The sequence below is a fragment of the Janthinobacterium sp. genome (assembly GCF_009923995.1).
Taxonomy (GTDB): Bacteria; Pseudomonadota; Gammaproteobacteria; order Burkholderiales; family Burkholderiaceae_D; genus Janthinobacterium.
The window spans coordinates 23309-37080 of the sequence record NZ_RFSK01000059.1 but is presented as its reverse complement, the minus strand read 5'-3'; the positions used below and the strand labels follow the sequence as shown (position 1 = coordinate 37080).

General features: G+C 56.3%; 10 protein-coding genes, 1 tRNA gene and 1 pseudogene. 11 read left to right on the top strand and 1 reads right to left on the bottom strand.

The genetic code is table 11. The features are described from left to right. The 10 genes and pseudogenes from EBS11_RS22860 to rpoC all read left to right on the top strand — a co-directional run. Window positions 1–151 (top strand): annotated as a pseudogene (locus tag EBS11_RS22860) (elongation factor Tu); the annotation flags it as partial. A 66-nt stretch (window positions 152–217) separates the two neighbouring features. Next, a tRNA-Trp gene (locus EBS11_RS22855) sits at window positions 218–293 on the top strand. Between the two features lie 32 nt (window positions 294–325). Next, a complete protein-coding gene (secE, locus tag EBS11_RS22850; RefSeq protein WP_010394308.1) occupies window positions 326–709 on the top strand; it encodes a preprotein translocase subunit SecE in 384 nt (127 codons plus the stop codon). Then, window positions 709–1335 (top strand): transcription termination/antitermination protein NusG, encoded by a 627-nt coding sequence (gene nusG / locus EBS11_RS22845; RefSeq protein ID WP_092719293.1) that lies wholly within the window; start codon window positions 709–711, stop codon window positions 1333–1335. The genes secE and nusG overlap by 1 nt, the downstream gene beginning before the upstream one ends. Window positions 1336–1450: 115 nt before the next feature. Then, window positions 1451–1885, top strand: coding sequence for a 50S ribosomal protein L11 (rplK, locus tag EBS11_RS22840; RefSeq protein ID WP_034783246.1), 435 nt, complete (start codon window positions 1451–1453; stop codon window positions 1883–1885). After that, window positions 1885–2580 (top strand): 50S ribosomal protein L1, encoded by a 696-nt coding sequence (rplA, locus tag EBS11_RS22835; RefSeq protein WP_034753134.1) that lies wholly within the window; start codon window positions 1885–1887, stop codon window positions 2578–2580. The genes rplK and rplA overlap by 1 nt, the downstream gene beginning before the upstream one ends. 320 nt (window positions 2581–2900) lie before the next feature. Further along, the gene (gene rplJ / locus EBS11_RS22830) at window positions 2901–3440 is read left to right on the top strand and encodes a 50S ribosomal protein L10 (RefSeq protein WP_034753621.1); all 540 of its coding nucleotides are present in this window, start codon (window positions 2901–2903) and stop codon (window positions 3438–3440) included. Between the two features lie 67 nt (window positions 3441–3507). Beyond that, window positions 3508–3879, top strand: a complete 372-nt coding sequence (gene rplL, locus EBS11_RS22825; RefSeq protein WP_070223390.1) for a 50S ribosomal protein L7/L12 — start codon at window positions 3508–3510, stop codon at window positions 3877–3879. Window positions 3880–4111: 232 nt separating this feature from the next. After that, the gene (gene rpoB / locus EBS11_RS22820; RefSeq protein WP_290606732.1) at window positions 4112–8218 is read left to right on the top strand and encodes a DNA-directed RNA polymerase subunit beta; all 4107 of its coding nucleotides are present in this window, start codon (window positions 4112–4114) and stop codon (window positions 8216–8218) included. Window positions 8219–8327: 109 nt separating this feature from the next. Then, entirely contained in the window at window positions 8328–12569 is a 4242-nt protein-coding gene (rpoC, locus tag EBS11_RS22815) for a DNA-directed RNA polymerase subunit beta' (RefSeq protein WP_076565140.1), read from the top strand. Between the two features lie 82 nt (window positions 12570–12651). Here the strand turns inward: rpoC and EBS11_RS22810 are convergent, their stop codons facing one another. Continuing rightward, a complete protein-coding gene (locus tag EBS11_RS22810; RefSeq protein WP_290606731.1) occupies window positions 12652–12948 on the bottom strand; it encodes a hypothetical protein in 297 nt (98 codons plus the stop codon). 118 nt (window positions 12949–13066) lie between these two features. Here EBS11_RS22810 and EBS11_RS22805 point away from each other — a divergent pair, with 118 nt between their 5' ends. Continuing rightward, window positions 13067–13696: an ArsR family transcriptional regulator gene (locus EBS11_RS22805; protein WP_290606729.1), complete on the top strand. Its 630-nt coding sequence runs from the start codon at window positions 13067–13069 to the stop codon at window positions 13694–13696. The last annotated feature ends 76 nt before the right edge of the window (window positions 13697–13772 follow it).

The window sequence follows — 13772 nt, the reverse complement described above, 5'->3', positions numbered from 1 at the left end:
AGCAGACAAAGAAATGGTTATGCCAGGCGATAACGTGTCGATCACCGTCAAGCTGATCAACCCGATCGCGATGGAAGAAGGTCTGCGCTTCGCTATCCGTGAAGGCGGTCGTACCGTCGGCGCCGGCGTGGTTGCAAAAATCCTCGCATAAGGAAATGTTATGCTTCCACCCGGGGCGTCCTGGGTGGTAGAATAGCACTCCTCGAAAGTTTTACGTAGGGACGTAGCTCAATTGGCAGAGCGTCGGTCTCCAAAACCGAAGGTTGGGGGTTCGATGCCCTCCGTCCCTGCCACCGTCAAGGTGCAGGGCACCGAAAGTAGAAAAATGTCAAATCAATCCGTGCAAACCGTTAGCACGTCGAGTGACAAGATAAAAGTCGCGCTGGCAATAGTGGCTGCGATTGCAGGAGTAGTCGGGTTTTATTACCTGGCAGGCCAACCAGCTCTGGTGCGTGCAAGCGCGCTTGTGGCTGGTTTGGTTATTGCTGTTGCGCTCTTGTATGTCTCGACGACCGGCCGTGAATTTCTCAATTTCGCCAAAGAAGCCGTGCGCGAAACCAAGAAAGTCGTTTGGCCTACCCGCAAAGAAGCCACGCAGATCACTGCGATTGTGTTTGCCTTTGTGCTGGTCATGGCGATTTTCCTGTGGGGTACGGATAAATTGCTCGAGTTTTTGTTGTATGACGTAATTCTGGGTTGGAAAAAATAATGAGCGAAAATGTGCATGATGAAGCGGCGGACGAATCCGTTCCGGGCGACGCTCCGGCAGCGGATACTGGTGCAGCGCTGAGCGTGCCAGTGAGCAGCAAGCGCTGGTATGTCGTGCATGCTTATTCCGGCATGGAAAAAAGCGTCATGCGCGCACTGACCGAGCGCATCGAGCGCGCGGGCATGCAAGACCAGTTCGGCCAGATCCTCGTGCCGATCGAAGAAGTTGTCGAAGTCAAGAATGGCGTGAAGTCCGTCACCGAACGTCGTTTCTATCCTGGCTATGTGCTGGTGGAAATGGAAATGACGGACGAGAGCTGGCACTTGGTCAAGAATACCAGCAAGGTTACCGGTTTCATCGGTGGCAAATCGAACAAGCCGACGCCGATCTCCGCGCGCGAAATCGATGCCATCATGCGCCAGATGCAGGAAGGTGTTGAAAAGCCCCGTCCGAAGACCTTGTACGAAGTGGGTGAGCAAGTGCGCATCAAGGATGGTCCGTTTACCGATTTCAACGGCAATGTCGAAGAAGTCAATTACGAGAAATCCAAAGTGCGCGTCTCGGTCACCATTTTCGGTCGTGCCACCCCGGTGGAACTCGAATTCGGCCAGGTCGAAAAAGTTTAAGCATTATCAAGCGCCACCAGGAGCGTCGCGGCAGTCTCAGCGAAATCCGGTCAGAGGAGCCCCGCCAGGGTAGGATCGGCGGGGCGCTACTACTCAATCCAAGATAGGAGCCATCATGGCAAAGAAAATCATTGGTTTTATCAAGCTGCAAGTGCCAGCTGGTAAAGCAAACCCATCCCCACCAATCGGTCCAGCTCTGGGTCAACGCGGTCTGAACATCATGGAATTCTGCAAAGCGTTCAACGCGCAGACCCAAGGTATGGAACCAGGCATGCCGATCCCAGTCGTGATCACCGCGTTCGCTGACAAGTCCTTCACCTTCGTGATGAAGACGCCTCCAGCAACCTACCTGATCAAAAAAGCTGCTGCGATCACCAAAGGTTCGCCGAAGCCACATACCGACAAAGTCGGTACGCTGACCCGCGCACAAGCTGAAGAAATCGCTAAATTGAAAACCCCTGATCTGACCGCTGCCGACATGGATGCTGCTGTACGCACCATCGCTGGTTCCGCTCGTTCGATCGGTATCACGGTGGAAGGTGTTGTATAATGGCTAAGTTATCCAAACGTATCAAGGCTTTGAAAGCCAAAGTCGACCGTACCAAAGTGTACGCTTTCGACAACGCTGTCGCTCTGATCAAAGAGTGCGCAACGGCCAAGTTCAATGAATCGATCGACGTATCGGTGCAACTGGGTGTTGATCCTAAGAAATCCGACCAAGTGGTACGCGGCTCCGTCGTGCTGCCAGCTGGTACCGGCAAAACCGTACGCGTGGCAGTGTTCGCGTCGGGCGAAAAAGCAGAAGCTGCTAAAGCAGCTGGCGCCGACATCGTTGGTATGGAAGACCTGGCTGAGCAGATCAAAGCCGGCGACATGCCTTTCGATATCGTTATCGCTTCGCCAGATACCATGCGTATCGTTGGTACCCTGGGTCAGATCCTGGGCCCACGCGGCATGATGCCTAACCCGAAAGTTGGCACTGTTACTCCTGACGTCGCTACCGCCGTGAAAAACGCGAAAGCCGGTCAAGTTCAGTACCGTACCGACAAATCCGGTATCATCCACGCTACCATCGGCCGTAAATCGTTCGCTGACGCAGATCTGAAATCGAATCTGGTCGCACTGATCGACGCCCTGAACAAAGCCAAGCCAGCATCGAGCAAAGGCGTGTACCTGCGCAAAGTTTCGCTGTCGTCGACCATGGGCGCTGGCGTCCGTGTTGACCAGGCTAGCCTGGCAGCTTAAGTAACAGAATCAAGTCCTGTAGCGCCTTCGGGCGCTGCGGGCGCATCTTTGGGCTGTTTGCCCGGTGTTCGCACCAGGCAGGCAGACAATCAAAGACCGTTGGGCCGACTGCGATCGCACATGCAGAAGGTTAATAGGCTTCCCGGCAACGGGGAGTGCCCAACGCAGATGGTGTACCCGAACAAGTTTTGTAGTCCTCATGCTGCGTGAATCCATCCGCTCAGTTTAGTACTTCTTGACTTCGGACGCCGTGTTCGAACCGATGCAAGGCGCTCAACCACTCGGTTGTGATTGCCGAACATCATTTAAGGAGGTTGACCGTGAGTCTCAATCTGAATGACAAAAAGGCCGTCGTCGCCGAAGTTTCCGCACAAGTAGCAAATGCGCAAACGATCGTCGTGGCCGAATATCGTGGCATCCAGGTTGGTCACTTGACGCAACTGCGTGCTAAAGCGCGTGCCCAAGGCGTGTACCTGCGTGTGTTGAAAAACACTCTGGCTCGTCGCTCCGTTGAAGGTACCGCATTCGCCAGCCTGGCAGATGCCATGACCGGCCCGTTGATCTACTCGATCTCGGCCGATGCCGTTGCAGCAGCTAAAGTCATCGCTGACTTCGCTAAAACCAACGACAAACTGGTCATCAAAGCAGGTAACTACGCAGGCAAGCCGCTGGATACAGCTGCTGTCACCGCGTTGGCGAGCATTCCTAGCCGTGAAGTCCTCATTTCGCAGTTGTTGGGCGTTATGCTGGCTCCGGTTTCGGGCTTTGCACGTGGTCTGGCTGCCCTGGCAGCGAAAAAAGGCGAAGGCGCCGAAGCTCCTGCAGAAGCAGCAGCAGAAGAAGCCCCAGCAGCCGCTTAATTGCGCGCGCTTTTTTCTCTCAGTACCAATCTGATGTAACTAACGTAATAAATTTAGGAGTTTCAAAATGGCAATTAGCAAAGACGATATCCTGGAAGCAGTTAGCGCCATGTCCGTAATGGACCTGAACGACCTGGTTAAAGCATTCGAAGAAAAATTCGGCGTGTCCGCAGCAGCAATGGCTTCGGCCGGTCCTGCAGCAGGCCCAGCAGCAGCTGCTGAAGAGCAAACCGAGTTCAACGTTGTTCTGGACACCTTCGGCGCAAACAAAGTTGGCGTCATTAAAGCAGTTCGCGAAATCACCGGCCTGGGCTTGAAAGAAGCTAAAGACCTGGTCGATGGCGCACCAAAAACTGTGAAAGAAGCAGTGTCGAAAGCTGACGCTGAAGCTGCAGTTAAGAAACTGGTTGAAGCCGGCGCAACCGCTTCGATGAAGTAATATCTGTACTGGCGTCAGTTAGCGCCCGAGTCAAAGTCTGAGGTTTCCCCTCGCAAGGGGGGAAATCCGACTTTGGCTCCTTTGTCGTCTGTATCGTATTTGTAGCAGCAGTTTTGTTCGATTCAAGCCGGAAAGCAGAGCCTTGAGGTTTCGTCTGTGTCACACGCAGCGGTGCAAACGAACACTTGCAAAACCTGAATTTTCTATCCTTTCTGTCACTCACGGAGTGTCCATGCACTACTCATTTACTGAGAAGAAACGCATTCGCAAATCATTCGCGAAGCGCGCCAACGTTCACCACGTTCCGTTCCTGCTGGCGACCCAGCTCGAGTCTTATCATAGCTTCTTGCAAGAGGACATAGCACCGTCCGGCCGCAAGAATGATGGCCTGCAGTCGGCTTTCACCTCGATTTTCCCTATCGTTTCGCACAATGGTTTTGCGCGTCTCGAATTCTTGTCGTACGTTCTGGGCGATCCTGCCTTTGACGTCAAAGAATGTCAACAACGTGGCCTGACGTTCGCGTCGCCGCTGCGCGCGAAAGTGCGTCTGGTGATCCTGGACAAGGAATCGCCAACCAAGCCCGTCGTCAAAGAGATGAAGGAGCAGGAAGTCTACATGGGCGAATTGCCGCTCATGACGACCACCGGTTCGTTCGTCATCAACGGCACGGAGCGGGTTATCGTTTCCCAGCTGCACCGTTCGCCTGGCGTGTTCTTCGAGCACGACCGCGGCAAGACCCACTCGTCCGGCAAACTGCTGTTCTCCGCGCGTATCATTCCTTACCGCGGTTCGTGGCTGGACTTCGAGTTCGACCCGAAAGACATCCTGTTCTTCCGCGTCGACCGCCGCCGCAAGATGCCTGTAACGATCCTGCTCAAAGCCATCGGCATGTCGCACGAGCAAATCCTGGCGAACTTCTTCGTCTTCGACAATTTCAACCTGCGCTCCGAAGGCGCGGAGATGGAATTCGTCTCCGAGCGTCTGCGCGGCGAAGTGGCGCGTTTCGACATCGTCGACAAGTCGGGCAAGACCCTGGTGCTGAAAGACAAGCGTATCAACGCCAAACACGTGCGTGATATCGAAGCTGCCGGCATCAAGCACATTTCCGTACCGGAAGACTACCTGCTGGGCCGCGTATTGGCGAAGAACATCGTCGATGGCGACACCGGCGAAGTCGTCGCTTCCGCGAACGATGAGCTGACGGAAGACCTGCTGGGCCGCCTGCGCGATGCCAACGTGTCCGAAATCCAGACCTTGTACACCAACGATCTGGACCAGGGCGCCTACATCTCGCAAACCCTGCGTATCGACGACACCGCCGACCAGATGGCCGCGAAAGTGGCGATCTACCGCATGATGCGTCCAGGCGAACCGCCAACGGAAGATTCCGTTGAAGCGTTGTTCAATGGCCTGTTCTACAATTCGGACCGCTACGACCTGTCGGCCGTGGGCCGCATGAAGTTCAACCGCCGCATTGGCCGCGATGAACTGACGGGCGCCATGACGCTGTCGAACGAAGACGTGCTGGCCGTGATCAAGATCCTGGTGGAACTGCGCAATGGCCGCGGCGAAGTCGACGATATCGATCACCTGGGTAACCGTCGCGTACGTTGCGTGGGCGAACTGGCCGAAAATCAATTCCGCGCCGGCCTGGTGCGCGTTGAGCGCGCCGTCAAGGAACGCCTCGGCCAAGCCGAAGCGGACAACCTGATGCCGCACGACCTGATCAACTCGAAGCCGATTTCGGCCGCGATTCGCGAGTTCTTCGGTTCGTCCCAGTTGTCGCAGTTTATGGACCAAACCAATCCTCTGTCGGAAATTACCCACAAGCGCCGCGTATCGGCTCTGGGACCCGGCGGTCTGACACGCGAACGCGCCGGCTTTGAAGTGCGCGACGTGCATCCGACCCACTACGGCCGCGTCTGCCCGATCGAGACACCGGAAGGTCCGAACATTGGTCTGATCAACTCGCTGGCTCTGTACGCCCGCCTGAATGAATACGGCTTCCTGGAAACCCCGTACCGCAAGGTCGAAGGCTCCAAGATTACCGATCAGATCGACTACCTGTCCGCCATCGAAGAAGGCCGCTACATCATCGCTCAGGCGAATGCGACCATCAACGACGCCGGCATGCTGTCCGATGAACTGGTCTCGGCCCGTGAAGCCGGCGAAACCATCCTGGTATCCCCAGAGCGCATCCAGTACATGGACGTGGCGCCGGGCCAGATCGTTTCCGTCGCTGCCTCGCTGATTCCGTTCCTCGAACACGATGATGCGAACCGTGCATTGATGGGCGCCAACATGCAACGCCAGGCCGTGCCTTGCTTGCGTCCGGAAAAAGCGCTGGTCGGTACCGGTATCGAACGCACCGTTGCGGTCGACTCGGGCACCACCGTGCAAGCGCTGCGTGGCGGTATCGTCGATTACATCGATGCGGGCCGTGTCGTGATTCGCGTCAACGATGACGAAGCGCAAGCTGGTGAAGTGGGCGTCGACATCTACAACCTGATCAAGTACACCCGTTCGAACCAGAACACCAACATCAACCAGCGTCCTATCGTGCAAGTGGGCGACCGTGTTGCCAAGCGCGACGTGATCGCCGACGGAGCATCGACCGACCTGGGTGAATTGGCACTGGGCCAGAACATGACCGTGGCCTTCATGCCATGGAATGGTCTGAACTTCGAAGATTCGATCCTGATCTCGGAAAACGTCGTCAAGGACGACCGCTACACCTCGATTCACATCGAAGAGTTGTCGGTAGTCGCACGTGACACGAAACTGGGCGCGGAAGAAATTACGCGCGACATCTCGAACCTGGCGGAAAACCAGCTGGCTCGTCTGGATGAATCCGGTATCGTCTACATCGGCGCGGAAGTCCAGGCCGGCGACACCCTGGTTGGTAAGGTAACGCCAAAAGGCGAAACCCAGCTGACCCCGGAAGAGAAGCTGCTGCGCGCGATTTTCGGCGAAAAGGCTTCGGACGTGAAAGACACGTCGCTGCGCGTGCCTTCGGGCATGATCGGTACCGTGATCGACGTGCAAGTCTTCACCCGTGAAGGCATCGTGCGCGACAAGCGTGCCCAGCAAATTATCGATGACGAACTGAAACGTTTCCGTCTGGACTTGAACGACCAGATGCGTATCGTCGAAGGCGATGCCTTCCAGCGTCTGGAAAAAATGCTGATTGGCAAAGTTGTCAACGGTGGCCCTAAAAAGCTGTCGAAAGGCGCCAAGATCACCAAGGAATACCTGGCCGATCTGGACAAGTACCACTGGTTCGACATCCGCCCTGCGGACGACGATGCAGCGGTCGCGCTGGAAGCGATCAAGGAGTCGATCAACGAGAAGCGTCACCAGTTCGATCTGGCCTTCGAAGAGAAGCGCAAGAAACTGACGCAAGGCGATGAGCTGCAACCAGGCGTGCAAAAAATGGTCAAGGTGTACCTGGCCGTGAAACGCCGCCTGCAGTCGGGCGACAAGATGGCAGGTCGCCACGGTAACAAGGGTGTGGTTTCCCGTATTGTTCCTGTGGAAGATATGCCATACATGGCCGACGGCACGCCAGCCGACGTTGTGCTGAACCCGCTGGGCGTTCCTTCGCGGATGAACGTTGGTCAGATTCTCGAGACGCACTTGGGCTGGGCTGCCAAGGGTCTGGGTATCCGCATCGGCGAAATGCTGAAGGCGCAAACCAAGGTCGAGCAAGTGCGCAAGTACCTGACGACGATCTACAACGACAACGGCCGTGCCGAAGAGTTGAACGACTTCGACGACGAAGAGATCATGAAGCTGGCGGAAAACCTGAAAAAAGGTGTTCCATTCGCCACGCCAGTGTTCGACGGCGCCAATGAAGAAGAGATCCGCCGCATGCTGGACCTGGCGTATCCGGACGACATCGCCAAGAACCTGGGCATGACCGCGTCGAAGAACCAGGTGACCATGTATGACGGTCGCACCGGTGAAGCCTTCGAGCGCAAGGTCACTGTCGGCGTCATGCACATGCTGAAACTGCATCACTTGGTCGATGACAAGATGCATGCGCGTTCGACCGGTCCTTACTCGCTGGTGACGCAACAGCCACTGGGTGGTAAAGCCCAGTTCGGTGGTCAGCGTTTCGGTGAGATGGAAGTTTGGGCACTGGAAGCGTATGGCGCGTCGTATGTCTTGCAAGAGATGTTGACCGTCAAGTCCGATGACGTGAATGGCCGTACCAAGGTGTACGAGAACCTCGTCAAGGGCGACCACGTGATCGACGCCGGCATGCCGGAATCGTTCAACGTGCTGGTCAAGGAAATCCGTTCGCTGGGTATCGATATCGACCTCGAACGCAACTAAAAGACAGCCACCTGTCATTTGGTTTGGGAAACACAAAGCCCGGCTGGGAAACCATGCCGGGCAATGTAGTCTCAGGAATATAGAAATTTAATCACCTCTGGAGTGATACATGAAAGCACTGCTCGATCTATTCAAGCAAGTACAGACCAACGAGACCTTCGATGCAATCAAGATCGGTCTCGCTTCGCCTGAGAAAATCCGTTCGTGGTCCTACGGCGAAGTCAAAAAGCCGGAAACCATCAACTACCGTACCTTCAAGCCTGAGCGCGATGGCCTGTTCTGCGCCAAGATCTTTGGCCCGATCAAGGATTACGAATGCCTGTGCGGCAAGTACAAGCGCCTGAAACACCGCGGCGTGATCTGCGAAAAGTGCGGCGTCGAAGTCACCCTGGCCAAAGTGCGCCGCGAGCGCATGGGCCACATCGAGCTGGCTTCGCCTACCGCGCACATCTGGTTCCTGAAATCGCTGCCGTCGCGTCTGGGCATGGTCCTGGACATGACCCTGCGGGACATCGAACGCGTGCTGTACTTTGAAGCATACGTCGTGACCGACCCAGGCATGACCCCGCTGAAGAAGTGCCAGATCATGTCGGAAGACGACTACGCCGCCAAGTACGAAGAGTACGGCGACGACTTCACCGCCTTCATGGGCGCCGAAGGTATCCGTGAGCTGCTGCGCTCGATCGACATTCACCGCGATGCCGAAACCCTGCGCGTGGAACTGAAGGAATCGAAATCCGAAGCCAAGATCAAGAAATACGCGAAGCGCCTGAAAGTGCTGGAAGCGTTCCAACGTTCGGGAATCAAGCCTGACTGGATGATCATGGAAGTGCTGCCAGTGCTGCCGCCGGAACTGCGTCCGCTGGTACCGCTGGATGGCGGCCGTTTCGCGACCTCGGATCTGAACGATCTGTATCGCCGCGTCATCAACCGTAACAACCGTCTGAAACGCCTGATGGAGCTGCGCGCTCCAGAGATCATCACGCGCAACGAAAAGCGCATGCTGCAAGAAGCGGTCGATTCGCTGCTGGACAACGGCCGTCGCGGCAAAGCGATGACCGGCGCCAACAAGCGTCCGCTGAAATCGCTGGCAGAGATGATCAAGGGCAAGGGCGGCCGTTTCCGTCAAAACTTGCTGGGCAAACGCGTCGATTACTCCGGTCGTTCGGTCATCGTCGTGGGCCCGCAATTGAAACTGCATCAGTGCGGCTTGCCGAAACTGATGGCGCTGGAACTGTTCAAACCATTCATTTTCAATAAACTGGAACTGATGGGCTTGGCAACCACGATCAAGGCAGCGAAAAAGCTGGTCGAGATCCAAGAGCCTGTCGTGTGGGACATCCTGGAAGACGTGATCCGTGAACATCCGATCATGTTGAACCGCGCACCTACCTTGCACCGTCTGGGTATCCAGGCGTTCGAGCCAGTCCTGATTGAAGGCAAGGCCATCCAGCTGCATCCGCTCGTCTGCGCCGCATTCAACGCCGACTTTGACGGTGACCAAATGGCGGTCCACGTTCCTCTGTCGATCGAAGCGCAGATGGAAGCACGCACGCTGATGCTGGCATCGAACAACATCCTGTTCCCATCGAACGGCGAACCGTCGATCGTGCCGTCCCAGGATATCGTGCTGGGTCTGTACTACGCGACCCGCGAAGCGATCAATGCGAAGAACGAAGGGATGATGTTCCCTGACGTGTCGGAAGTGATCCGCGCCTACGACAACAAGGAAGTCGAACTGACGACCCGCGTGACCGTGCGTATTACCGAATACCCGAAAAACGCCGAAACGGGCGAATTCGAGAAGACGGTAACGCGCTACGAAACGACGATCGGCCGTGCGATCCTGTCGGAAATTCTGCCGAAAGGCCTGCCTTTCTCGGTGCTGAACCGCGCGCTGAAAAAGAAAGAAATTTCCAAGCTGATCAACACGTCGTTCCGCAAGTGCGGCCTGCGCGCCACCGTGGTGTTCGCAGACAAACTGATGCAATCGGGTTTCCGTCTGGCGACACGTGCCGGTATCTCGATCTGCGTCGACGACATGCTGGTACCGCCTCAAAAAGTTACCCTGATCGCGACGGCCGAATCGGAAGTCAAGCAGATCGAACAGCAATACGCCTCGGGTCTGGTGACCGCTGGCGAACGTTACAACAAGGTCGTCGATATCTGGGGCAAGACCTCCGATGAAGTCGGCAAGGCCATGATGGACCAGCTGAAAGTCGAAGACGTGGTCCGCCGCGACGGTACCCAGTCGACGCAAGAATCGTTCAACGCCATTTACATGATGGCCGACTCCGGCGCGCGCGGTTCCGCAGCCCAGATTCGCCAGTTGGCCGGTATGCGTGGTCTGATGGCCAAACCGGATGGTTCGATTATCGAAACGCCGATTACCGCGAACTTCCGCGAAGGCCTGAACGTGTTGCAGTACTTCATTTCGACCCACGGCGCTCGTAAAGGTCTGGCCGATACGGCGCTGAAAACGGCTAACTCCGGTTACCTGACGCGTCGTCTGGTCGACGTGACGCAAGATCTGGTGGTCATCGAGGACGATTGCGGCACCATGAACGGTACCGTCATGAAGGCCCTGGTCGAAGGTGGTGAAGTCATCGAACCGTTGCGCGACCGTATCCTCGGCCGCGTGGTGGTACATGACGTCGTCAATCCTGAAACCCAGGAAACCCTGTATGACGCCGGCACCCTGATGGACGAAGACATGGTCGAAGAGATCGAGCGTCTGTCCATCGATGAAGTCAAGGTACGTACGCCACTGACTTGCGACACGCGCTTCGGCCTGTGCGCCAAGTGCTATGGCCGCGACCTGGGCCGCGGCATGCTGGTCAACGCCGGCGAAGCCGTCGGTGTGGTGGCAGCGCAGTCGATTGGTGAGCCGGGTACCCAGCTGACCATGCGTACGTTCCACATTGGTGGTGCGGCATCGCGTGCGGCAGTGGCATCGTCGGTGGAAGCCAAGTCGAACGGTACCATCCGCTTCACGGCAACCATGCGTTACGTGACGAACGGCAAGGGCGCGCAAATCGTCATTTCCCGTTCCGGCGAAGTGCTGATTACCGACGACCATGGCCGTGAGCGTGAGCGTCATAAAGTACCGTACGGTGCGACCCTGATCGTCAAGGACGGCATGGTCATCAAGGCCGGTACGGCCCTGGCAACGTGGGATCCGCTGACCCGTCCGATCATTACCGAATACGCCGGTCAAGTGCGTTTCGAGAACGTCGAAGAAGGCGTCACCGTGGCCCGTCAGGTCGACGAAGTGACTGGTCTGTCCACCCTGGTGGCGATCGATGCGAAACGTCGCGGTTCGCTGACCAAGACCCTGCGTCCGCAAGTCAAGCTGATCAACGACGCGAACGAAGAAGTCAAGATCGCCGGCACCGAACACTCGGTGGCGATTGGCTTCCAGGTCGGCGCGCTGATCATGGTGAAGGACGGTCAACAGGTATCGGTGGGTGAAGTGCTGGCACGTATCCCGACCGAATCGCAAAAAACGCGCGATATTACCGGTGGTCTGCCACGCGTTGCGGAACTGTTCGAAGCACGCTCGCCGAAAGATGCCGGTATGCTGGCGGAAGTCACGGGTACGGTTGCGTTCGGTAAAGAAACCAAGGGCAAGCAGCGTCTGGAAATCACGGACATGGACGGCAACAAGCATGAGTTCCTGATTACCAAGGACAAACAAGTGCTGGTGCATGACGGCCAAGTCGTGAACAAGGGCGAGATGATCGTGGACGGCCCGGCCGATCCGCAAGACATCCTGCGCCTGCTGGGTATCGAAGCGCTGGCACGCTACATCGTCGACGAAGTACAGGACGTGTACCGTCTGCAAGGCGTGAAGATCAATGACAAGCACATCGAAGTGATCGTGCGTCAGATGCTGCGCCGTGTTCAGATCGTCAATGCCGGCGACACCAACTACATCGTTGGCGAGCAGGTAGAGCGTTCGGAACTGCTGGACGAGAACGATCGCGTCACGTCGGAGAACAAGATTCCTGCGACCTACGAGAACGTCTTGCTGGGTATTACCAAGGCATCGCTGTCGACCGATTCGTTCATCTCGGCCGCATCGTTCCAGGAAACCACCCGCGTGCTGACCGAAGCGGCGATCATGGGCAAGCGCGATGGTCTGCGCGGCCTGAAAGAGAACGTCATCGTCGGCCGCTTGATTCCTGGCGGTACGGGCCTGGCCTTCCACCGCGCACGCAAAGAGAAGGAAGCGTGGGAAGTGGAAGAGCGTCAAGCACTGCTGCTGGCCGAGAAAGCCTCGCTGGCTGGCGAAGCTGCCGAAGCCCTGCAGGATATCGAGATCCAGCAACACCACGGCGACGAAGCGTAATCTACGCTGCTAGCTGACAAGAACGGCACCTTCGGGTGCCGTTTTTTTATGCCTGCTATTTTTTATGAAGACATTCTATTTATTAATTGGGGCGGCCAATAAAAGGGACCGCCAGATGCGTAATGCCATTGTTTGAATGGACCGCCGGAATTGTAGATTTTCTTATTGGTGCATATGGTTTTCTTTTCTGACTTTCTAAACGCCAATAAAATATTTGAATAAGTAATAAGGAAATCATTTTTTGCCGGATCGGGATGCATGCAATAAGGAGAGCGAATGCAGCATGCGGCTTCAGCAGCAGTGTGGCAAAGGACGACCGGTGCAGCGAGCGTGGAGGCAGACGCTTGCCGCCATGTTGCCCGATGCCGGACATGTCCATCGGTCTGCGGAGGCGCGTTCGCCATGGACAGGTGATGACTATTTCCTGATGTTGTGCACTGCGCCGCTATTGTCCTCGCTGTGCCAGTTCCCAGTTTATTCATGCTAAGATTTGGCGCATGATTGCCCAAGCCCTGTTTACCCCCGCCCAGCAAAAACTGCTGGGATTGCTCTTTGTCCGTGTGAATGAAGGCTTTCATTTGAACGAAATCATGCGCCTGACGGGCCTGGGCAGCGCTTCGGCGCAGCGGGAACTGCGCCGGCTGCATGATTCCGGGCTGATCACATCCGAACGCATCGGCAATGTGCGACGCTTCTGGCCCAACAAGGAAAGCCTGGTCTATCCGGAGTTGAGTGGCCTGGTGCAAAAGACCTTCGGTCTTGTCGGCGTGCTCAGCAGCACCCTGGCTCCTGTGCGCGCGCAATGGCAGCTGGCATTCGTGTATGGCGCCACGGCAAAGGGCCAGGATGTGCCGGGCAGTCCCATCGACTTGCTGCTGGTGGCTGAAGAGGCCAATTATGGCGATCTGTTGACGGGACTTGCCCCGGCTGAACGAACCTTGCGGCGTAAAATCAATCCCAACTTATATACGCTGGCTGATTATCGGCGCCGGCTGCGCGAAGGCCAGCCATTTCTGCTGCAGGTATTACAGCAACCCAAGCTGTTTGTTATCGGCGATGAATTGACCCTGCAGGCGCTGGCAATGCCGGATAATCTGCTTCAGTCCGATGGCATGCCATCTGTTTGATAAAGGCCGGGCCTGGCAATGAATTTCTGCTATAAACAGAGTATTGATTTCCAGAATAATTTCTGAGACGGACTGA